Here is a 22,476-nt window from a genome sequence, read left to right as displayed (position 1 = left end):
TCGCTCAGCGTTCCCGGAACCGCAGCGGACGGGCACCCTGGGCGGCCTTGTTGCGGTACATGGCCGTATCGGCCGCGTGCATGAGTTCGTCGGGGGCGGCGGGTACTTCGTCGAGGAAGACGGTGCCGATGCTGGCGCCGACGGTCACCAGATGATTCTGCACGGCTATCGGCTGCACCAGCGACTGCGCCAGCGCGGCCGACACCTTGGCCAATTGCTCTGCACAAGAACACTTTTCGACCAATACGATGAATTCGTCGCCGCCGAGCCGCGCGACCAATCCGCCGAACGGCACCACGGCGCCCTGTAGTCGCTCCCCGACGACGCGTAACACCTTGTCGCCCACGGTGTGTCCCCAGACGTCGTTGATCTCCTTGAAGCCGTCCAGATCCAGGTAGCACACGCCGATCGGCGGATCGGCGTTCGCCAGCCGGTCGAAGAACAGCGTGCGGTTCGGCAGTCCGGTGAGGCTGTCGTGATTGGCGTCGTGCCACAGCCGGTCGGCCAGTTGCTTGCGTTCGGTGACGTCGACCGCGACGCCGATCAGGAACCGCACCTGGCCGGTGTTGTCGCGCACAGCCGACATCGACAGGTCGATGGTGGTGACGGTGCCGTCGGGCCGCAGATGGTCGGTCTCCAGCCGGAATCGGTCCGCCGCGCCGCTGAGCAGCCGCTGCAGTTCATCGAAGGCGTAGCCGATGTTCGCGGGCCCGAGCAGTTCGGCGACCGAACGCCCCGGCATCACCTCCACCGGGAGACCGAGCATGTCGGCCATCGCCGCGTTCGAGTCGAGCACGTTGCCCATCACATCGATGGTGCCGATGCCGACCGACGCGCCCGCGAAGACCGCGGCGAACCTGGCCTCCGAGAGCTGCCGCTTCGCCTCGGCCTCCTGGGCCGCGGCCAAGGTCGCGACCAGGGTCGCCTCCTGTTCGGCCAGCGCCGCCGAGCGCAGGGCCGCGGTGCAGCCCGCCGCGAACTCCGCGGCGGCGAGCACGGCCCGGTCCCGGATCCGCTCGTACTCCGGTCCACTGTGCGCCGGGCACAGGTCGTCCACCAGATCCCGGCAGATCACCACCACCGAGCGGCTGACCGCCACCGCGTCGCGATAGTTCGCCGCGATCAGCACCGCGGCCGCCTCCCTGGCCACGGCGAGCTCGGCGGTGCCGAGCACCACCGCCGCCAGGGCATCGGCCAGTCCGGCCAGCATGGCTTCGATCTGGGATCGCGTGAGCGTGGGAGCCACCGCGCCGTCGAGCGCGTCGGCCCACCGCACCGCTAGCTCCTGCGACCCCACTCAGGGACCCCCTGCCGGCTCGTGGTCGGGCTTCAGGCCTTTCGGCCGACGCCGGCCAGACCGAGCGAACGGCCCGGCGTCTCGTGCAGATCGCGGTCCGACTCCGGGCGCCAGACCGGCAACTCCACCACGCCGGGCTCGACCAGCTCCCATCCTTCGAACATAGCGACGATCCCGTGACGATCGCGAAAATGGATACCGATTCGTTCCTTGTTCGTCGCGTTGTCGCCGAGTTTGCTCGCGTCCTCGGGCCGCAGCTCGGAGGTCAGATGCGAGATCGCCACGTAGCTACCTGGCTGGACCGCGGCGCGCAGCTGCGCCACCTTGGCGATCGGCTCGTCACTGTCGGCGAGCAGGTGCAGCACCGCGACCAGCAATAGACCGACCGGTTGGTCGAAATCGATCAAGCCGGTGTCGCCCGCCTTGGCGAGCAGTTCGTCCGGCTTGCGCAGATCCGCCTCGATCGCGCCCGCCCGGTCGTTTCCGCGCAGGATCGCCCGCGAATGCGCCACGGCCACCGGATCGATATCCGCATAGAGGACGCGGATATCGGGGTCAATACTCTGCACCACCTCGTGCACATTTCCGGCTGTCGGAATCCCCGACCCGATATCGAGGAATTGGCGAATTCCGGAATCGGCCAGGAAACGCACCGCACGCCGCAGGAAGGCGCGGTTGCTCAGCGCCAACCTGGGCAAATCGGGCACCAGCGTCTTGCCCATCTCCGCGGCTTTGCGGTCGATCTCGAAATTGTGCGAACCCCCGAGCAACGCGTCATACATACGCGCCGGGCTCGCCTGCTGCATATCCACGCCCTCGGGTGCCCACGCCGGCCTATCCATCGAAACCCCTTTATTTGCTCACGATCGAACTCGCCGCACCAGACCGGCCTACCCACCCGGGCGTCGTGTGCCTGATCACCCGGACAGTGCTGTGCGAATGATAGTCGGGTTCGGTGGCCTGCGGGTAGATCGGAAGCGACGGGGGTTGGCGCACACCCGATTTCATGCGCCCGCGGCGGAGATCCGGGCCAGCGTCTGCACCGGGTCGGTGAGCACGTCGGCGAAGGCCAGCTCGGCCGCGCCGATCAGGGTCGCATCGCCGCCCAGGGACGAGGTGCGCAGTCGCACCCGCTCGCGGACCGCGAGCAGGCTCTCTACCGCCACCCGGCTGCGCACCTGCGCCGCCGAGGCGAGATAGATCTCCCGCAGCACCCCGCCGAAGACGACCATCGACGGGTTGAAGATGTTCACCAGGTTCGCGACGCCGTACCCGAGCCAGTCCCCTACCTGATGCAGCGCGTCCCGGGCCGTCGAGTCGCCGCGGGCCGCGGCCTCCACGATCGCCTCCACCGCGGCGCGGCCCGGCGGATCGGTACGACCCGCGGCCGCGATCAGGCCCAGCTCGCCCGCCTCGGCCTCCAGGCAGCCGCGCGATCCGCAGGCGCAGGGCCGTCCGTCCCGGTTCACCACCATGTGGCCGACCTCGCCCGCGTAGCCGCCTTCTCCCCCGAGCAGCTGGCCCCCCATGATGATGCCGCCGCCGATACCGACGTCGCCGTGCAGATAGATCAGATCGGACAGGCCGGCCCCGACGCCGCGCTCGCATTCGGCGAGCGCGCCGAGATTGGCGTTGTTGCCGACCACCACCCGCAGGCCGAGATCGAGTTGCCGAGTCAGGTGCTCGCCGAAGGGCACATCGACCCAGCCGATGTTCGGGCCGTAACGGACGACGCCGTCCTCTTCGCGCACCATGCCGCAGAACGCCACCCCGACACCGACGCATCGAGCCTCGCCCGCGGCCCCGCCGATCAAACCGCGCGCCATCGACGCCAGCGTGTCGATCACGTCACCGGGATCGAAAGTCCCTGTCGGGCGCACGGTTTCGACCTGATCGAGCACAGAGCCGCCCAACCCCACCCGAGCCGCGGCCAGTCGATCGGCCCCGACATCGAGCGCGACGACGTAGACCCGGTCCGACTCCGGGCGCACCACCAGCGACGGGCGTCCCGCCTTGCCGGTCTGACCGGGAAGTTCCTCCCTGATCAGACCGGCGGCGGCGAGATCGGCCGTCAGGGCCAGGATGGTGCTGCGGTTCAACCCCATTCGCTCGGCGAGCGTGGCGCGCGAGACCTGGCCGTCCCGGTGCACGTGCCGCAGCAGCACGGCCAGATTCCGTCTGCGGATCTCCTCCGGCGAAGAAGCCGGTCGCATGGTCACCGCCTCTCCGCGTCTCGTGTCCTCGGTACCCGGGCAGCTAACCGCCGAGGCGGGTGCGTTTGCGCGACAACGCGTCCACGCCGGCCGCCAAAAGCAGCACAAATCCTGTCACAACGAATTTCGTGCCCGCGCTGTAGCCCATCAACCCCATGCCGTTGTCGATCACGGCTACCACCGCGGCACCGAGTACCGCGTCCAGCATCCGGCCCCGGCCACCGAACAGGCTGGTACCGCCGATGACCGCCGCGCCGACCGCGAGCAGCAGCACGCTGCTGCCGCCGGTGTTGGGGTCGACCGAATTGGCGCGCGACGCCGCGACCAGACCGCCGACCGCGGCCATCGTCGAACACAGCACGAACGCGGTGATTTTCACCCGATCCACCGTGATCCCGGCGCGCCGCGCCGCTTCGGCGTTCCCGCCGACCGCGTAGATATGCCTGCCGAACGACGTGCGGTTGAGCACGAAGGTCCACAGCAGCAGCAGGACCGCGATCAGCGGAACGACGATCGGCATCCCCTTGAGCGAGTGCAGTTCCGGGTTGCGGCTGCGTTCCCCGTTGAGCACCAGCACCGCGATGCCGAGCACGACCGCCACCGCGACGATCCGCGCCACGATCACCGGCATGGTCTCGCCGGTCAGCCCGAGTTTGTTGCGGGCCCGCAGTTTTCGATACTGGAGCACCGCGAACCCGGCGACCAGGAGCACGTACATCAGCCAGCCGAGCAGCGGCGGGACGTTCTTGTTCGCGATGGCCAGGATGGTGTCGTCGCGGATGGAGATATTGCGGCCGTTGTCCATGATCTTCAGCGCGACACCTTGCAGCGCAAGGAAAGCCGCGAGCGTCACCACGAACGACGGGATGCCGATCTTGACCACGATGGTGCCGATCGTCAGGCCGATCACCATACCGGTGAGCAGCGAGACCAGCACCGCCACATACCAGGGCCAGCCGCGATCGGTGAGCAGCACCGCGAGCACCGCGGCGCAGACACCGCTGGTGAATCCGGCCGAGAGGTCGATCTCGCCGAGCAGCAGCACGAAGATCAGGCCCATCGCGATCACCGCGATCGCCGCGCCCTGGGTGAACAGGTTCGCGAAGTTGGCCTCGGACATGAAGACCGGGCGCGCGACCCAGAAGACACAGGACAGGATGACCAGCGCCAGCACCGACGGCAGCGCGCCCATATCGCCGCTGCGCACCCGTCCGACGTACTCGTTCACCAGCTCGGAAACCGGTGCGGTGGCGGGCTTTTCCTTCTCCAACAGGCTCATCGATTGGCTCCGTTCGCGTCCAGGCCGAGATCGCCGCTGCGCCCTGCCGTAATGAGTTCCACGACTTGGCCGTGCGTCACGTCGGAGGTCCGCACCTGCGCCGCCATCCGGCCCAGGTACAGCGCCGCGATCCGATCCGATACCGCGAAAACGTCGTTCATGTTGTGTGAGATGAGCACCACCGCGAGCCCGCGGTCGGCCAGCCGGCGCACCAGTTCGAGCACCTGCTGGGTCTGCGCGACGCCCAGCGCGGCGGTCGGCTCGTCCAGGATCACCACCTTGCTGTTCCACAGCACGGCCTTGGCGATCGCCACCGTCTGCCGCTGCCCACCGGACAGGCTCGACACCTGCTGCCGCACGCTCTTGACCGTGCGAACGGACAAGCTGGCCAAGGTCTTTCCGGCCAGTTCCTCCATCGCGTACTCGTCGAGCACGATGCCGGTCTTCTTCTCCCGGCCGAGGAACATGTTCTGCACGATGTCGAGGTTGTCGCAGAGCGCCAGGTCCTGGTACACGATCTCGATGCCGAGCGCGGCGGCGTCGCGCGGGCTGTGCACCTGAACGGGATTGCCCTCGAACAGGAACTCCCCCGCATCGATCGGGTGCGTGCCGCCGATGCATTTGACGAGTGTGGACTTGCCGGCTCCGTTGTCGCCGACGAGCGCCGTCACTTCACCCGCGTAGGCGGAAAAGGCAACGTCGTGCAGGACATGCACCGGTCCGAAACTCTTTTGCAGGCCGCGTAATTCGACGACCGGCGTACCGTGCCCGCCGGTCACCGGACCACCACCCGGATCGAATCGCCGCGCGATGCTTCACTCATTTACTGCTCCTAGGGGTGCCCCGTCCGCCGTCCCCTCATCGAAACGGCGGAAGGGGCGTGGCGGGATCAGATGCCGTTGTCCGCGCAGAGTTTCGCGAACTCACCGGTGCACAGCTCGTCCTTGGTGACGTAGCCGTCGGCGACGACATCCTTGACGTTGGCCGCGTAGATCGGCTTGGGCTCCAACAGCACCGAGGGCACGTCGGACTTGGACTCCGGATCCTTCACCGAGCCGTTCGCCTGTCCCTGCTGGCCCTTGGTCAGCGCGATGGCCAGCTCGGCCGCAGCCTCGGCTTCCTTCTTGATCGCCTTGTAGACGGTCAGGCACTGGTCGCCCTTGAGCACGTTCTGCAGGCCCTGCACCGTGGCGTCCTGGCCGCTGACCGGGACCTGCCCGTTCAGCTTCTGCTTCTTCAGCACTGCGATCGCGGCGTTGGCCAGTCCGTCGTTGGCCGCGACCACCCCGCCGATATTCGGTGTGCCGGTGAGCATCTGCTCGAAGATGGTGCCCGCCTGGGTGTTGTCCCATTCCGGCACAGCCTGATCCGGACCCTTCACGAACTGGCCCGCGTCGAACTTCGGCTTGAGCACCGAGTCGTAACCCTGCTTCAGCAGCGTGGCGTTGTTGTCGGTCGGGCCGCCGTTCAGGTACGCGACCACGGGATTGACCGCCTTCTTGTCGGACAGGCACTTCTCCACGCCCGAGCCGAGCAGGCTGCCGACCTTCACGTTGTCGAAGGACACGTAGAACTGGGCCCCGCCGCCCAGCGTCAGCCGGTCGTAGTCGATCACCGTGACGCCCTGCGCCTTCGCCTTCTGGATCACCGCTTTGCCGGTGCCGCTGTCCAGGTTCGTCATCAGCAGCACCGACGCGCCGTTGGTCATCATCTGATCGGCGATCGTCTGGAAGGCGTTCTTGTCGCCCTGCGCGTTCTGGATGTCGGCCTTGACCCCGGCCGAGTCGAACGCCTGCTGCAGGTACTTGCGGTCCGCAGTCTCCCAGCGCGCGGAAGTCTTGCTGTCCGGCAGGATCACCCCGATCTTGGCCCCACCCCCTGAATCCTTCGAGTCGTCGCCGCAAGCAGTCAGCGAAGTGAGCAAGGCGACCGAGACGGCCGCGACGCCGAGAATGCCCTTACGCATGAGGGGGCCTTTCGTGGAACCACCGCCCCGGAAAGGCCTGGGCGGTCGAGGTCGAGCGAATGTTGTTCGCTGCAACATATTCGACTGTGACCCAGCGCACAACCCAGTCGAGCGACCATTTTGTTGTTTGAGATAACAATCAGGACACGAGAGCATCCGCTCACCCCGGCCCGCCTAGCTGTCGGTCACCAAGGCCGCGGCCAGCTCGCGCGCTTCGCCCAGCCAGCCGGAGCGGAGGTCTGCGGTCGAGTCGGTGACCGTTCGGAAGACCTTGCGGCGAATATCGTCGACGCCGATGTAGGGCAGCACGCAGGCCGCCCAGATCTGCTGCAACGGATCGCCGAACACGTCCCGCTCGCGCTCCACCGTGGTGTCGGAGGTGTTGAGGACCAGCGCCCGGCGCGCCCGGAGCAGGCCGACCGGCGCACCCGCCGCGGTGTCGAGCTTGTACGCCACGGCGGGCGTGAGCACGCGCTGCACCCACCCGGTCAGGATGGCGGGCGGCATCCCCCACCAATTCGGGTGCACGAAGACCAGCGCATCGAGTTCGGCCAGCTCTTCCTGATGCCGGCGCACCAGCTCGTCGCCCGGGACCGCACCCACGAGCGTTCCGGTCTCCGCCGCGGTCAGCAGCGGATCGAAGCCCTCGGCGTACAGATCGTGCGCGAGGACCGTTACTCCACGCTGCCGTAGCTCGTCGACCACCGCGTCGAAGAGCGCCCCGTTGAAACCGTCGGCCCGGGGATGAGCCAGGTACACCGCAATACGCATGGAGGCAACTCTGCCGCAGTGCCCGCACCGATCGACCGTGGGCCGGTGCCTGCGAGAAGCCCAGGCGAACAGGGCGATTCGGCACACCCGGCGGATAGCAAGAAACTGGCATTTACGAACAACGCTATTCGTGAAGTTGCGCGGCTGCTCTAGATTCAGGCTCGGGATCGCACCGTTCGACGACCCCGCGGGAAGGAACATCCGATGCCTCGACTCAGCAGGCTCCTCGTGGCAGTCGCCACCGTCATCGCAAGCCTCACAGTGCCTTTCGTGGCCGGCGCGCCGGCCCAGGCCGCGGCGGGCACGATCCGCTGGGAAACCCGGGTCAGCGACCGCATTCTCGATCTCGGCATCTCGTCGCCGAATCTCGAAGGCCCGGACTGGTCGGTCAAAGTTGTTCGCCTGCTGCTGCCGCCGGGCTGGACCAAGGAGACCACCAAGAAGTGGCCGACGATCTGGGTACTGCACGGCGGCTTCGACGACCACAAGTCGTGGACCGACAAGGGCAACCTGGAAGCCCTGACGGCCGGCCGGAACGCGATCTTCGTCCTACCCGAAACCAGCTGGTGCAGTGCCTATTCCGATTGGTACAACGACGGGCGCGGCGGGCCGCCGGCGTGGGAGAAGTACCTGCTCGAGGACGTGCGCACCATTCTGGAGCAGACCTACCACGCCAATACCACGCGCGCCGTCGCGGGCAACTCGATGGGCGGGCTCGGTTCGATGAAATTCGCCGCGGCCCACCAGGGTTGGTTCAAGTCCGCCGCCTCGTTCAGCGGCAACGTCGACCCGTTGCACGCCTCCGGCGCACCAGGTGAGCCGGACAAGCCAGGTCAAGGATGCGCCGCCGAGTGGGAGCGGGTCTGGGGCGACTACCGCGACGCCGAGGAGCGCAAGATCTGGGTCGCCAACAACCCGTACAGCCAAGCCGCGAAGCTCACCGGCATCCCCCTGTTCGTCTCGTACGGCAAAGCCGATCCCGTCGAAGCGCGCGCCTACGAACAGAATTACCGTTTTGTCGACGAACTCCAGCGTGTCGGCGCCCAGGTGGACGAGCGCTATGTGGCGTCCCAGGGCCACAATTGGGACGCCTGGAAGGTGCAGATGCAGCACGCCCTGCCGATGCTGCTCTCCTCGATCGGCGCCTGACCGACCACCTCAGGCGCCGTACGGCGGCAACCCGTCGGCCGGGGTCAGCTGACGGGACCGGCCAGGGCGGCGAGTTGATCGACCACCTCGCCGAGGGGCTTGTCCGTGTCGATCACAAGGGTCGCGGACGGGCGTAGGAGAGGCTCGATCTCGGCGGCGTCGGCTTCGATGCGGGCACGTTCTTCCGGGGTCTTGCCGAAGGGGTTGGTGGCGCGGGTGGCGATGCGGTCGAGGAGCACCGGGAGCGCGGCGGTCAGCAGGACCACCTCGGCGCAGCGCGGGTAGAAGGTGTCCTGGTTGTAGACGGTGCCCGCGAGGAACAGCGGGGTACCGGTGCGCTCGTGGTCGGTGATCAGGGCATCGATCAGGTCTTCGCGCCATTGCCGTTCGGTGCCGGTGCCGTCGGGCAGCGGCAGGTCCTCGATCCACGGGCCGTAATCGGTGTCGACCACCTGGTAGCCGCGCCCCGCCAACTCGCGCAGCACCGTCGACTTTCCGGTGCCCGACATCCCCGTCACCAATATCACCGCCACCCGTTCAGCCTAGAGCGCGATTCGGCGGCACCGGGCAGCGTGTCGCTTGCCGCGCTGAGTGTTTCGTCGCTCAGGGCGCGGTGACCAGATCGGCAGACCGCACCGCCGATTTCGGGGTGGCCGCGAGGGTCTTGTCCAGATCGGTGCGCAACGTGAAAACGGAGTCGAGCAGATAGTTCTGCCGGACCTTCCACGGGCGACGGTCACCTTGCCGGGGGAACGCCCCGATCGCGCGCTGGATGTAGCCGGAGGTCAGTTCCAGCAGCGGCTGCTCGACCAGGTCACCGTCCGGCTTCGGGACGACGGCGGCCTGGCCGCGGCGATCCATGTGGTTGATGATCTTGCACACCAGCCGGGAGCTGAGGTCGGCCCGCAGCGTCCACGACGCGTTGGTGTAGCCGATGCACACGGCGAAGTTGGGCACACCGCTCACCATGGTGCCCTGCCAGACGAATTGCTCTGCCAGCGTGACGTTTTCCCCATCGACGCGGGGCGCGATGCCACCGAAGGCCAGCAGTTGCAAGCCGGTCGCGGTCACCACGATATCGGCGGGAAGCACGCGACCGGACCGCAGCCGGACGCCCTCCGGCACGAAGGTGTCGATGTGGTCGGTGACGACCTCGGCCTTGCCCTTCTTGAGCGCCCGGAAGAAGTCCGCGCTCGGGGCGGCGCACAACCGCTGGTCCCACGGGTTGTAGCTGGGGGTGAAGTGCTCGGCCACCATCTGCTTGTCCCCGAGAATGCGTAAGTTCAAGCGGGTCAGCAGGTTTCGAGCCGACTCGGGACGTCGGCGGCAGTACTGGTAGAAACCGATGCTGAACAGGATGTTCTTGGTCCGGATCACCCGATGCGCCAGCTTCGGCGGCAGCAGTTCGCGGATCTTGTCCGCGCGCTTGTCCCGGCGCGGCACCGCGCTGATCCAGGTCGGGCTGCGCTGCAACATCGTCACCTGCTCGGCGGCGTCGGCCATCGAGGGCACGAGGGTGACCGCGGTGGCGCCGCTGCCGATCACCACGACGCGCTTGCCGCGGTAGTCGAGTTCCTCGGGCCAGCACTGCGGATGCACCACCTGGCCGGAAAACGAAGAGAGGCCGGGGAATTCAGGCGTGTAGCCGTGGTCGTAGTTGTAGTAACCCGCACAGGCGTAGAGGAAGCCGCAGGTCAGCTCGCGCCGCACGGTCTCACCGGCGCCGTCGCGCTGTTCGAGAGTCAGTGTCCAGCGGGCGGTTTCGCTCGACCAGTCGGCGGCGATCACCTTGGTCCCGTAGCGGATGTGCCGGTCGATGCCGTTCTCGGCCGCGGTCTCTTCGATGTAGCGCAGGATCGACGGCCCGTCGGCGATCGATTTCGCGTCGCGCCAGGGCTTGAACGGATAGCCGAGGGTGAACATGTCGGAGTCCGAGCGGATGCCGGGGTAGCGGAACAGGTCCCAGGTACCGCCCAGCGCCGCCCGGGCCTCCAGGATGGCGTAGGTCTTGCCGGGGCACTCGGTCTGCAACCGGTACGCCGCGCCGATGCCGGACAGTCCGGCCCCGACGATCACGACATCGAGGTGTTCCGGGGCCTTGCCGCGCTCACTCATGGTTCCAGTGTGCTGCGGCACGACACCGCATTCTTGACTTTGCGCGACAACTATTTGATTCTGTACGACATGTCGGTCATCCGCTCCGCCGGACTGCGCGGATTCCGCGCGACCGTCGCGGAGCTGGGCGGCGATGCCGAACAACTGGCCGCCGCCTGCGGGTTGCCGGTCGCCGCGCTCGACGCCGACGACCTGCTCATCCCCGATCACGCGCTCGCCTCCGTGCTGGAACTGGCGGCGCGCCGGCTGGACTGCCCCGACCTCGGTCTGCGCATCTCGCTGCGCCAAGACCTCGACATGCTCGGCCCGCTCGCGTTGGCCATCCGGAATTCCCCTTCACTGACCGGCGTGCTGGAATGCTCGGCACGCTATCTGTTCCTGCATGCGCGCGCACTCACCCTGACCGGCGAGTCGGACCCGTACGGCGACCGCGGCGTGATCGCGCTGCGCTACGGGGTCCAGCCGGGCCTGGCGATTCCCACCCAGGCCACAGATCTGGGACTCGCGTTCGTGCACCGCACGATTCAGCGCCTGGTGGACGGCAGCTACGGCCTGCGCTCGGTCGAATTGCCGTATCAGCCCGCGGCACCGCTCGCCCGCTACGAGGAGTTCTTCGGTGCGCCGGTGCGGGTCAAACGGCCCTACGCGGCGCTGCGCGTCCCCCGCGACCTGCCGACCCGGCCACTGAGCGGCGGGGACGAGAAACTGCACCGGCTGGCGATGGCGTTCCTGGCCGAACAGGCAGGCGGGGTCGGCGCCTCCGCGGTGCCGCAGGTCCATGCCGCGGTACAGCAGCTGCTCGGCACGCTGCCGCCCGAAATCGGCTCCGTCGCAAAACTTCTCAATATGCATCCGCGAACTCTGCAGCGCAGGCTGGCGGCCGAGCACACCTCGTTCGCCGCGATCCTGGACGACGTGCGCCGCGCCGAGGCCCGGCGCTACCTCACCACCACCGACATGCCGATGAGCCAGGTCGCCTCGCTGATCGGCCTCTCGGAGCAGGCGACCTTCACCCGTTGCTGCCGGCGCTGGTGGGGCACGACACCGACCGCGATCCGGCGCGACAACTCGGTAGCCCGCGCGTGAACGGCACTGTCCGGCAACAACTATCGGGCCGTGCGCAGCCCGTCCAAGGTGACCGCGAGCATGCGCGGAGCGGCTTCGGGCGTTTTCTCGCACGCGGCGCCGATGCCGTGCCCGAAGCGCAGTAGATCGCGCGGTTCGACGTCGGCGCGGATCGCGCCCGCGGCTTGAGCGGGCTGCAGCAGGGCGGCGGCCGCGTCGGTGATCGTTGCGCGACACAGGGTGAAGACCTCCGAATCGTGGTCCATCACCGCCTTCAAGGTCGTGACGAGGTTGTGCCGGTCCATCACGTACGCCACCAAGGCTTGCATCCATTGCGCCAAAGCGTCGGCGGGAGAGTGTTTTTCGAGCAGCTCGTAGGCACGTCGACTCAATTGCTCGAGGCTGGAGCGGTAGACGGCTTCGATCAGCGCATCCCGATTCGGGAAGTGCCGGTACAGCGTCCCCGGACCGACCTGCGCTTGGCGCGCGATGTCGTCCAGTGGCGCCTGCGGACCGTGCGCCGCGAACGCCTCGCGGGCGCACTCGATGATCCGTTCATAGTTGCGCCGCGCATCGGCCCGCATCGGCCGTGCCGCCGTCGGTGCGTCCATGAACCCTCCAGTAGAAACGGATGGACTCTCCGTTTAGTCTTGCGTAAACGGAGAAACTCTCCATATGATAGCTCTGCCGGAAGCGGAGACTATCTCCGTTTAGCTCACGATTCGACGGAGCATTCTTTGTCCACGAACACCCTTACCGCGGGAACACCCGCGTCCCTCGCCGGAACCAAGCCGTTCCAATCGGGATTGGTGCTGGTCACCCTGCTGACCTGCCAGCTGATGATCGTCCTCGACATCACCGTCATGAACGTCGCGCTGCCGCGCATTCGCACCGATCTGGAGTTCAGCGCGACCGGGTTGTCCTGGGTCATCAACGCCTACGCCCTCACCTTCGGCGGACTGCTGCTGCTCGGCGGCCGCGCCGGCGACCTGTTCGGCAGACGCAGGCTGTTCATCATCGGGACGGCCCTGTTCACGGTGGCCTCCCTCGTCGGTGGGCTGGCGCCCTCGGCGGCGTGGCTGATCGGTGCGCGCGTCGTCCAAGGCATCGGCGCCGCGATGGCGGGGCCGAACACGCTTGCGCTGCTCACCACCACCTTCAGCGAGCCGAAGGCCAGGATGCGCGTGCTCGCGCTGTTCTCGGGTATGTCGAGCGCGGGCTTCGCGATCGGTCTGATCGTCGGCGGGCTGCTCACCGAATGGCTGAGCTGGCGCTCGGCATTGTTCATCAACGTGCCGTTCGGACTGGCCGTCGTGGTTCTCGCGCTGCGGTACCTGCTCGACGCGCCGCGCAGGCCCGCACGCCTCGACCTACCGGGCGCGGTGACGGCGACCGCCGGTGTCGCGGTGCTGGTCTACGGGTTCATCAGCGCCGCGGCCAACGGCTGGGGCAGCGAGACCACCGATATCGCCCTGGCTGCGGGCTTGCTGCTGCTCGCCGCGTTCCTGGTCATCGAACTGCGCACCGCGCAACCCCTGCTGCCGCTGCGGCTGTTCCTGGACCGCGATCGGGCGGCCGGTTACGCCAATATCTTCTTCGGCCCGATGGCGGGCATGTCGATGTTCTTCTTCCTCACCCAGTACCTCCAGGAGGTGCGCGGGTTGAGCGCGCTGGCAACAGGTTTCGCGTTCTTGCCGACCGCCGTGCTGATGTTCACGATGATCAGGCTGATCCCCCGGCTGCTGCCGCGGTTCGGCCCGAAGCCGGTGACCATGATCGGTTCGGCGCTGATGCTGTCCGGACTGGTCCTGCTCACCCAGCTGACCGCCGAATCCGGGTACTTCCCGCTCCTGTTCGCGGCGATGGTTTTGATGGGACTCGGTATCGGCTTGGCCTTCTCGCCGCTGGGCGTGATCATCATGGCCAACGTGCCCGGTGAGGACGCGGGCGCGGCGGGCGGTGCGATGCAGACCCTGCAGCAGACCGGATCGGCGCTCGGCCTGGCGATCCTGGTGACCGTCTTCGGCACCGCGGTCCGTGATGCGTCGGGCTCGGCGCACGAGGTTCTGGTCAGCGGGATCACCACGGCGTTCGCCGCGGCGTGCGGTATAGCCGCCCTGACCTTCCTCGTGGCACTGACCTTCCGCAGCACCCGATCCGCCGCCTGACCTCGCCGGATACCGCGCCGAGGAGAACACAGCGACGGCCGTCGGCCGCCTCCCGCGCGGACGGGACACGCGGCGACTGATCGCATGAGCCGGACAACGCGCCACGGTGCCACGTAAACTCCCAGCGTTCGGGAGGTCGGTTGGTGCATTTCGAGGTGTTGGGCGAGGTCAAGGGGTGGCGCGGGGAGGCGCCGCTGCACCTGGGACCTCCGCAGCGCAGGGCCGTGCTCGCGGCCCTGCTGCTGCGTGCCGGAAACGCGGTGACCGCGGCCGAGTTGGTCGAGGGGATCTGGGGCGAGCGGCCGGTGCCGCGCGCGATCGCAGCGCTGCGGACCCACGTCGCACAGTTGCGCCGCGCACTGGAACCCGGCCGCGCGGCCCGGGCTCCCTCGACCGTGCTGGTCTCGGTCGGCGACGGCTACGCGCTGCGCATCGCGCCCCAGGCCACCGATGTGGCGGAGGTGGAGCGGCTCGTCGCGGCGGCAGGCCAGGTCCGCGACCGCGATCCGGCCGCGGCCCGCGCGAAACTGGTTGCCGCCCTGGGCAAATGGCAGGGCAATGCGCTGAGTGGACTGCCGGGACCGTTCGCGGAACGGCAACGGATCCGGCTCGAGCAGTGGCGGCTGGCCATCCTGGAGGATCGGCTCGCCCTCGATATCGAGACCGGTCACAGCTCGGCCGCCGTCGCCGAACTCGGCCCGCTGATCGAGGAATACCCACTGCGCGAACGTTTCCGGGCGCTGCTGATGACCGCGCTGTATCACTGCGGGCGGCAGTCCGACGCACTGCACGCGTACGCCCAGGCCCGACGGGCCCTGGTCGACGGGGTCGGGGTAGAGCCGGGGCCGGAGTTGTCGGTGGTGCACGAGCGGATCCTGCGCGGGGCGATGCCGCCGATCGCCGCGAGCGGCGGCGCCGATGCGACGCCCGACTCGTCGAGCGGGACCGGCGCGTTCGAACCGACGACCAGATCGGGCGCGGGCATCGAACGCGGGCTCGATCCCGTGCCCGCGCAATTACCGCCCGATATCGCCGATTTCACCGGACGCGAGCAACTCGTCGCCGAACTGGCCGATCAGTTGACCGGAGCGGGCAGCGCCGTGGCGATCTCGGCGGTCGGCGGTATGGGCGGGGTCGGCAAGACGACACTCGCACTGCACGTGGCACATCGGGTGCGGGATCGGTTCCCGGACGGGCAGCTGTACGCCAACCTGCACGGCGTCGACCCGGTGCCCACTCCCCCGGGTGCCGCGCTCGGCGGCTTCCTGCGGGCGCTCGGCGTCGCCGAGGGCGATATCCCCTCGACCGTCGACGAGCGTGCCGCCGAACTGCGAACCAGGCTGTCCGGCAAGCGCATCCTTATGGTGCTCGACAATGCCAGGGACTACAGCCAGGTGGCGCCGCTGCTCGCCGGGTCCGCGGTGCTGATCACCAGCCGGTCCGCGCTCACCGAACTACCCGCGGTGACCCGCACCCGGCTCGACGTGCTCGACGAGGCGGAGGCGACGACGCTGCTCGTGCACATTCTCGGCGCGGATCGGGTCGCCGCCGAGGCGGAGTCGGCGCGGGAGGTGGTGGCCCAGTGCGGGTTCCTGCCGCTGGCGGTGCGCATCGTCGGGGCGCGGCTCGCGGTCCGGCCGCAGTGGACGATCGCCTCGTTCGCGGCGCGGCTGGCCGACGAGAAGAACCGGCTGGACGTGTTGAAGACGGGTGAACTGGCGGTGGAGGCCGCGTTCCACCTCGGCTACGGGCAGCTCACCGAACGCCAGGCCAAGGCATTTCGCACGCTGGCGCTCGCGCAGGTGCCCGATCTTTCGGTGGACGGTATCGCGGCGATCCTCGGCCTCACCGAGCCCGAGGCCGAGCAGGTGTGCGAATCCCTGGTCGATCTCAGCCTTTTGGAGACCACGACGCCCGGCCGCTACCGATTCCACGACCTGCTGCGGCTTTTCGCGTGCGGACTGGCCGACGAGGACGAATCAGCGGTGCTCGTCCGCGTGCTCGACTACCACCTCGCGAGTGCGCGAAATCTGCTCAGCGCGATCGACTACAGCAACACGGCCCGCCTGCTCGTCCCGACCACCGCGGCCGGCCGCGCGTTCTGCGGCGGCTCGGATGGCCAGGCGTGGAACGACATCGAACGCCCCGTCGTGATCGCGCTGCATCAGCAGGCGGCCCGCATCGGCGGACGTGCGCTGGAGGTGGCAGCCGACCTCGCCTGGGTGATGGCCGAACTGATGGACGCGGGCACCCGCGCCCGGGAACTGTCCCGTGCGCTGGAATCGTTGCTGGACACCGCCATTGCCGAGGACAACCACGGCGCCGAACGACGGATCAGGACGGCACTCGGCGCGCTGCTCCAGGTAGGACTCGGGGAGGTCGAGGCGAGCCTGCCGCATCTGCGTGCGGTCTCGGGCCCGACGACTAGCGATGTCGATCGCAGGCTTTCGGTGCTCGCCTCGGTGTTGCTCGGCGTCGCCGCCCGGCGGCTCGGCGATGCCGACGGGTCGCATCGGCATTTCGAGCACGCGACCGAACTCACGCGTGCGCTCGGCGATCGGTCGATGGAGGCATGGTGCTTGGCACTGGTCACCCGGACCTACTGCGAGGCAGGGCAATACGAGGAAGCGGTGCGGATGGCGGGCCGGGCGATCGAGTTGGCGCGGGAATCGTCGAACCCGGTGGCGCTCGGCTGGGCCACCCATGAGCTCGCCGCGACGCTGTCGATGCGCGGCGAGCACCGTCGCGCGATCGAGCTCGGTACCGATGCGGTGCACGCGGCGCAGCGCAACGGGGTACGCCTGTGGGAGGGCTGGGCCCGCACCAGGCTGGCCCAGATCCAGCTGCGGGCGGGCAACGTTGCCGAGGCGCAGGCGAACGCGGCGGACGCGCTGCACCTGCTGACCAAAGCGGCCGACCCGATCGATCGCGCTCGCGCGATGGCCTTGCACGCGGCCGCGCTCGCGGCGCAGGGCAGGCGGGCGCGCGCCGAGCAGGAGTTCCGCGAGGCGGCCGAGATCTTCCGCCGAGCCGGACTCTCGGCGCCGACCATCGACCGGCTGTTCGGCACCGGCGGACAAAAGGCCGAGTCGGCGGACACGGAATAACGAACGTTTATTCGATATTTATCGGTTGCTGAACAACAGCTGGCATGCTGCTTTATCGATGTGACCACACCATCGCCAGTGGTGGACAGGGATGATCCGTGCGGAACTGGGACCGCCCGGAAACCGAGACCGGGAGGGCGGGGCCGGGACCGCGTCCACTCGCGTTCGAGGGGTGCGCGAGGCGCAGCGCGTGCCCGTTACTCGAACCCTGTCCACCACCCTTCTCCCTGTTCCAGACAGAACTCACAGCGCAACAACCAATTTGCCGGTGGCTGCGCCGGATTCCATATAGGCGTGAGCTTCTCGGATCTGCTCGAGCGAGAAGACGCGATCCACCGGAACGGTGCTGCGACCGGCCGCCACGGCATCGAGGAAACTTTGCAGCACGGCTGCCGGGAGATCGCTCGCGTCGCCCCCGTAGGCGGTGAGTCGCACGCCCTGCGGCAGATAGCCGATGGGATAGAAGTTCTCGACTATCCATTCGTTGGAAAGCATCCCGGTGAAGCAGACGACGCCGTGGACCTTGGTGGCACGCAAGGTATCCGGCAGCGTCGGAGTGCCCACCAGTTCGAGCGCGGTATCGACGCCGTCTGGGAACAGCTCGCGCACCTGATCGGCGACAGCGCCGTCATCGATCAGCACATGGTCGACGCCGAGCCGGTGCAGCGCTTCGGCTTTCGCCGGATTGCGGGTGGTGGCCAAGACGGTCATGCCGCGCTGGGCGGCCAGCACGGCGGTGGCCGCGCCGACCGAGGAACTGCCGCCACGGATCAGGATCGATTGACCTGAATGACCATCGAGGCCGATGGTCAAAGAACCGTAGGCGGTTTGCAGCATCTCCGGGACAGCGCCGAGGGTGGGCCAGGCCAGCGAGCTGGTGAACGAAAGCACCTGGGCGGCGGGGACACAGGTGTATTCCGCATATCCACCGTCGAAGGTGCGGCCCATACCGCCCATCATCGCCATCACCTGACTGCCGACAGCGAATTCTCCGCCGGGACAAGCGGCGACGACGCCCGTCGCCTCGATGCCCGGCACCCGCGGGAAGGTCACTCCTTCCGCCAGACCGAGTCTGGTGTGTAGCTCGGACCGGTTGAGCCCGAACGCTTTTACCTTGATCAGCACTTCACCCGACCGGGGCGCAGGAACCGGCAGCTGCCGCACTTGCAGGGCCTCGACCGGTCCGGGGCCATCGAGCACGACGGCTCGCATGGTATCGGGAACAGCGGACATTCGAATCACTCCTGGTAGTTCTCCGCCGCAGCGGCGGTGTTGGCGGCACGGAGCAGACGCAACGTGGCGTCGAGCCGGTCCAGCGAATCGGGGCCGAGGACGGCACCGACCCGTTCGGCGAGTTCCGCCTCTGCGGTCGCGGTGGCGGCACGGAGCATCCGAATACCTCTGGGCGTCAACGTGATCCGTGACGATCGGCCGTCCGCCGGATCACGGGTACGTTCGGCATAACCGGCCGCCTGCACCCGATCCACGATCTTGCTGGCACCACCCTCGGTGATCGTCAACGCCTCGGCGACGTCACGCACCCGCGCCCCACCGAGCCGATCCGCGACGCGCATCATCTCGAACCACGGCACCGGAAGCTCGTGCTCGGCCCGCAACCGACGCTCCACGGCATTCCACAGCAGGATCTCGACCCGCACCAGCTGGTCGAACAGATCGACCAGACGCGCATCCGACATTCGTCACTCCATTCCATGTCACGTTGCTCAGCCCGTTTGCCCGATGGGTTCGCCGCTCTTCAGTGGATCCGGCGGGCTTATCCCCCGTTGACGCCGTAGATATTGTTTCCATGGAATGGAACATGGGAGGGGTGTCGTTTGTTCCTGGCGTCGCCAGGCGAGGGTGGTTGGGTTCCGGAGAGAATGTTGCGTTGGGGGTGGTTGAGTTCTGGCGAGAACGTTGCGTTGGGGTGGTTGAGTTCTGGGGAGAGGGTTGCGTTTGGGGTGGTTGGCTGGCTTCCGAAGTTCGCCGAGCCCAGTTTGGTGTTCCTGCCGCGGTAGTTACACGGATAGTGCTGAGCGCGTCGGGTGCCGTTCCCGGCTGTAGGCGCGCGCCGGGTGCGCGGTGTCGCGTCCCAGCGTGGTCGTCTGGCTGTGGTGCCGTTCTCGAGCGTTTCCTTTCGGGGGCGGGCGAATGCTCTGGGGATGCTTTGGGATCTGCACCAGTTCTCGGGACTTGCACCGGTTTTGGCCGGCCAGAAAGGGTGTGAATCCCGAGAAGTGGTGCAGCTGTGGGGTTTCCGCGTGTCGACACGCACCAAGCTGTCGCTTGGTACACGGCGACCAGGGGTTTCTGGCGTGATCGGCTGCGCGTGACAGTGCGGCCCACGGCTTCACAGACCGTCTCTACGCTTCACAGCAGCTACAACCCCTGTGAACCGTGCAAACGCTCTGTGACCCCGCCACCTATCTGTCGCTTGGTCCAGACAACCCGACCCCCTCCCCTCCCAAGCCGCTCGAGACGCAACCACAGCCAGATGACCACGCCGGAACAAGACATCACGCACCTGACCTGCACCTACAGCCGGGTACGGCAGACGACGCGCTCAGCATGATCCGAGTGCAAACCTGGGACGCGCTACACCATTGCGGGTAGCCTCCACGCTCAAAACAGCTACCGCCCAACTGAACTCAACACACAGAGTCCGGCGCGCAAAACCCAGGACGGGCACACCACCACGGGTAGCCACCACGCCCAAAACCCTCACCGCCCAATCAAACTCAACACACCAATTCCGGCGTGCAAACCTGGGACGGGCACACCACCACGGGTAGCCGCCACATCCAAAACTCCTACCGCCTAAACAGACTCAACACACGACGTCCGGCGTGTAGACCGGGGACGGGCCACCATCGCGGGTATCCGCACTCGGACCGAGCCGGCCAGGTTCCGGCGAGGGCGAGGGGCTAGGGGCTAGCGGCTAGCGGCTAGCGGCAGGTTGTTCCGCGGTCCGGCACGACTCCGTCGCGCAGGTAGGCGTTCGCTGTTCGGTCGACGCAGGCGTCTACTCCGCCGTAGGCGCCGTGGCCGACGCCGTGGTAGGTGAGGAGGATGCCGGAGGGGAGGGCTTGGGCTAGTTCGGTTACCCAGGTGAGGGGGGCTTCTGGGTCGCCGGTGTTGCCGATCAGCAGGATCGGGGGTGCGCCTGCGGCGCCCAACGGGGCGCGGCCGACGCCGTGGACCGGCCAGTGGGCGCATTCGGCTAGGCGGAGGGCGGTCAGTTCGCCGAATCGTGGTGCGGTGGCGGCGAATTCGGGCAGCAGCGCACGGACCTGGGCGACGGAGTAGACGTCCGGATAGTCGGCGCAGTTCGCGGCGGTGTTGATGGCGGCGAAGTTCGAGCGGGTGCCGTCGGGGCGTAGGCCGGCGAAAAGGTCGGCGTAGCCGACGAGTTCGTCGCCGTTGCCGGAGATGGCCTGGGCGAGGGCGGTGATCAGGTGCGGCCACACCTCTGGGGCCGCGGCACCGAGACCCAGTCCGGCGGTCGCGACCGATCGGGTGAGCGGTGTACCGCGCCCGGTGGGCAGCGGCGACATCTCCGTGCGGGCGAGGAAGTCGTCGACCCGGTCCAGCGCCTCCTCAGCGGTCGCGCCGAGGGGGCAATTTCCTTGGGTGACACAGAAAGCGAGGAAGTCGCGCAGTGCCGCCTCACTGCCTGCGGACTGATCGAGCAGGCTCTGCCGGAAGGTGCGCAACGGGGTGCCGGGCGCGTCGAGCAGCATGCGTCCGACCCGCTCCGGGAAGAGTGTGGCGTACGCGGCACCGAGCTGCCCGCCGTAGGAGACGCCGAGATAGTTGAGCCGGTCGTCGCCCACCGCGGCGCGGACGAGATCGAGATCGCGCGCGGAGTCGAACAATCCGACGTGAGGCAGCAGGTCCCCCGAACCAGCAACGCACGAGTCGGCGAATTGCCTGCTGCTCGCGTCGATCGCGGCCCACTCCGCGTCTGTACGCGGAACACGTTCGGGCAGTGTGGTTTCCGTGCAAACCACCGGGGTGCTCCGACCGACCCCGCGCGGATCCCAGGACACCAGGTCGTATCGGTCGAGCAGGGCGGAGAACCGGGTGGCCACGCCCCCAACGGTTTCCAGGCCGGAACCGCCGGGTCCGCCAGGGTTGTAGACCAACGAGCCGAGTCGCTTCGCGGGATCGGCGCTGCGGGTGCGGATCAACGCGAGCTCGATCGTGCCCGCGCCGGGATCGCGATAGTCCCGCGCGGCGGTGATCGTCGCGCATTCCCACTGCCGCCCGTCGTCTGCGCCGCCCTGACACGGTGACCACGCGGGCTCGGCCGGCCGGGACGGCACCGCCGAACAGGCACCGGCGGCGAGCGCCACGACCGCGAGTATCGCCCCGAACCACCGCATCACTGTTCTCCGCTTTCTCAGCACGACTGTATTGGTAATGAAACCTAGCACAGTTGTGCTACAAATACGAGATGGCTCGAACCGTGGACCCGCAGGCGCACCAGCAGCGACGGCATGCGATCGCCGAAGCGGCCTGGCGGGTGATCCAGCGCGACGGACTCGAGCACGCCTCGGTACGCAAGGTCGCCACCGAGGCCGGGGTGTCGATGGGCAGCCTGCGGCACTACTTCTCGACGCAGTCCGAGTTGCTCGCGTTCTCGCTCGGCATGGTCGGCGAGGGCATGATGGACCGGATTCGGCAGCTGGACCTGGCCGCCGACCCGGTCGACCGGGCGGCGCAGATCCTGCTGACCGGCCTGCTGCCGACCGGCCCGCGGCAACACACGGTGACCAAGGTCTGGCTGGCCTTCCTGGGCCGCGTGCTGACCGAGCCCGCCTTGCGGCAGAGCAGTGACGAACTGTACGACGCCACAGCGGAACTCGTCGCCTGGGTGCTCGACGAACTGGCCGCGAGCGGAGTCCTGCGCGCCGGCCTCGATCTCGAACGGGAAGCACAACGGCTCTACGTCTTTATCGACGGCCTCACCGTGCAAGCGCTGATCCGCCCGGAAAAGGTTTCACCGGAACGTGTTCGGGAGTTGCTCCGCGAACACCTCGATCAACTGTGCCGCTGAATTCCGCGGGAGAGCCGAAGGCACGGACCAGCGTAGGGTCCTCGAAGGCGACGGTCCGACGGATGACGGGCGTGGTCGTCAAGTCGGCAACGTCGAAAGTCCGGTAGCACCCCGGGCTTTCGCGCCGATACGCCACCGTGGCGGGTCCGATTGCAGACAACGGATAAGCGCTAACCGCACACTGTCCCGGCGGACGGCCACGCTCGCCGGATCCGCAGATCGTCGGCGCCGAGCGCATCGGGCAGCGGCTGCACCCAGCCGATCCAGGACACCGCCAGGACAGGTTC

18 protein-coding genes are annotated in these 22,476 nt (G+C 67.9%); 5 read left to right on the top strand and 13 right to left on the bottom strand.

The features are described 5' to 3' along the window. Positions 1–4: 4 nt before the first annotated feature. From TY25_RS29815 to TY25_RS29785, 7 genes are all read right to left on the bottom strand, one after another. On the bottom strand, positions 5–1,276 hold the full coding sequence (locus TY25_RS29815; RefSeq protein WP_081869185.1) for a sensor domain-containing diguanylate cyclase: 1,272 nt from the start codon (positions 1,274–1,276) through the stop codon (positions 5–7). Positions 1,277–1,329: 53 nt separating this feature from the next. After that, positions 1,330–2,139, bottom strand: a complete 810-nt coding sequence (locus tag TY25_RS29810; RefSeq protein WP_042261552.1) for an SAM-dependent methyltransferase — start codon at positions 2,137–2,139, stop codon at positions 1,330–1,332. Between the two features lie 162 nt (positions 2,140–2,301). Then, positions 2,302–3,510, bottom strand: coding sequence for an ROK family protein (locus TY25_RS29805; protein WP_042261603.1), 1,209 nt, complete (start codon positions 3,508–3,510; stop codon positions 2,302–2,304). A gap of 43 nt (positions 3,511–3,553) precedes the next feature. Beyond that, a complete protein-coding gene (locus TY25_RS29800) occupies positions 3,554–4,789 on the bottom strand; it encodes a sugar ABC transporter permease (RefSeq protein ID WP_042261550.1) in 1,236 nt (411 codons plus the stop codon). Continuing rightward, a complete protein-coding gene (locus tag TY25_RS29795) occupies positions 4,786–5,568 on the bottom strand; it encodes an ATP-binding cassette domain-containing protein (protein WP_042261548.1) in 783 nt (260 codons plus the stop codon). The genes TY25_RS29800 and TY25_RS29795 overlap by 4 nt, the downstream gene beginning before the upstream one ends. Before the next feature lie 110 nt (positions 5,569–5,678). Next, complete coding sequence (locus tag TY25_RS29790) at positions 5,679–6,755, bottom strand: sugar ABC transporter substrate-binding protein (RefSeq protein ID WP_042261546.1); 1,077 nt, start codon at positions 6,753–6,755, stop codon at positions 5,679–5,681. 174 nt (positions 6,756–6,929) lie between these two features. Then, a complete protein-coding gene (locus TY25_RS29785) occupies positions 6,930–7,526 on the bottom strand; it encodes an NAD(P)H-dependent oxidoreductase (protein ID WP_042261544.1) in 597 nt (198 codons plus the stop codon). Positions 7,527–7,796: 270 nt separating this feature from the next. Here TY25_RS29785 and TY25_RS29780 point away from each other — a divergent pair, with 270 nt between their 5' ends. Next, positions 7,797–8,675 (top strand): alpha/beta hydrolase, encoded by an 879-nt coding sequence (locus TY25_RS29780; RefSeq protein WP_226887049.1) that lies wholly within the window; start codon positions 7,797–7,799, stop codon positions 8,673–8,675. 44 nt (positions 8,676–8,719) lie between these two features. Here the strand turns inward: TY25_RS29780 and TY25_RS29775 are convergent, their stop codons facing one another. Beyond that, positions 8,720–9,208: a shikimate kinase gene (locus TY25_RS29775; RefSeq protein ID WP_226887050.1), complete on the bottom strand. Its 489-nt coding sequence runs from the start codon at positions 9,206–9,208 to the stop codon at positions 8,720–8,722. A 70-nt stretch (positions 9,209–9,278) separates the two neighbouring features. Beyond that, a complete protein-coding gene (locus TY25_RS29770; RefSeq protein WP_042261538.1) occupies positions 9,279–10,790 on the bottom strand; it encodes a flavin-containing monooxygenase in 1,512 nt (503 codons plus the stop codon). Positions 10,791–10,799: 9 nt separating this feature from the next. On the opposite strand from TY25_RS29770, the gene TY25_RS29765 reads away from it, so the two are divergent. Beyond that, positions 10,800–11,876: an AraC family transcriptional regulator gene (locus tag TY25_RS29765; RefSeq protein WP_226887051.1), complete on the top strand. Its 1,077-nt coding sequence runs from the start codon at positions 10,800–10,802 to the stop codon at positions 11,874–11,876. 20 nt (positions 11,877–11,896) lie between these two features. Here the strand turns inward: TY25_RS29765 and TY25_RS29760 are convergent, their stop codons facing one another. Then, positions 11,897–12,466: a TetR/AcrR family transcriptional regulator gene (locus TY25_RS29760; protein ID WP_042261535.1), complete on the bottom strand. Its 570-nt coding sequence runs from the start codon at positions 12,464–12,466 to the stop codon at positions 11,897–11,899. Positions 12,467–12,592: 126 nt separating this feature from the next. Here TY25_RS29760 and TY25_RS29755 point away from each other — a divergent pair, with 126 nt between their 5' ends. Together TY25_RS29755 and TY25_RS29750 are read left to right on the top strand one after the other, a co-directional pair. Beyond that, complete coding sequence (locus TY25_RS29755) at positions 12,593–14,023, top strand: MFS transporter (protein WP_042261533.1); 1,431 nt, start codon at positions 12,593–12,595, stop codon at positions 14,021–14,023. Between the two features lie 143 nt (positions 14,024–14,166). Then, positions 14,167–17,130 carry an AfsR/SARP family transcriptional regulator gene (locus TY25_RS29750; RefSeq protein WP_052383268.1) on the top strand — a complete coding sequence of 988 codons (2,964 nt, stop codon included), beginning with the start codon at positions 14,167–14,169 and terminating at the stop codon, positions 17,128–17,130. A 243-nt stretch (positions 17,131–17,373) separates the two neighbouring features. Here TY25_RS29750 and TY25_RS29745 read toward each other — a convergent pair whose 3' ends face one another. The 3 genes from TY25_RS29745 to TY25_RS29735 all read right to left on the bottom strand — a co-directional run bounded on the left by TY25_RS29745 (position 17,374) and on the right by TY25_RS29735 (position 21,515). Then, positions 17,374–18,363, bottom strand: coding sequence for a zinc-binding alcohol dehydrogenase family protein (locus TY25_RS29745; protein WP_042261529.1), 990 nt, complete (start codon positions 18,361–18,363; stop codon positions 17,374–17,376). Positions 18,364–18,368: 5 nt separating this feature from the next. Next, positions 18,369–18,827 (bottom strand): MarR family winged helix-turn-helix transcriptional regulator, encoded by a 459-nt coding sequence (locus TY25_RS29740; protein WP_042261528.1) that lies wholly within the window; start codon positions 18,825–18,827, stop codon positions 18,369–18,371. 1,248 nt (positions 18,828–20,075) lie between these two features. Further along, positions 20,076–21,515 (bottom strand): alpha/beta hydrolase, encoded by a 1,440-nt coding sequence (locus tag TY25_RS29735; RefSeq protein ID WP_052383267.1) that lies wholly within the window; start codon positions 21,513–21,515, stop codon positions 20,076–20,078. 71 nt (positions 21,516–21,586) lie between these two features. Here TY25_RS29735 and TY25_RS29730 point away from each other — a divergent pair, with 71 nt between their 5' ends. Further along, positions 21,587–22,189, top strand: coding sequence for a TetR/AcrR family transcriptional regulator (locus TY25_RS29730; protein ID WP_042261594.1), 603 nt, complete (start codon positions 21,587–21,589; stop codon positions 22,187–22,189). Positions 22,190–22,476 lie beyond the last annotated feature (287 nt).

Source organism: Nocardia brasiliensis NBRC 14402 (genome assembly GCF_000308475.2).
Lineage (GTDB): Bacteria > Actinomycetota > Actinomycetes > Mycobacteriales > Mycobacteriaceae > Nocardia > Nocardia brasiliensis.
The sequence above is the reverse complement of the archived record's forward strand: the minus strand, read 5'-3'. Positions and strand labels throughout refer to the sequence as shown.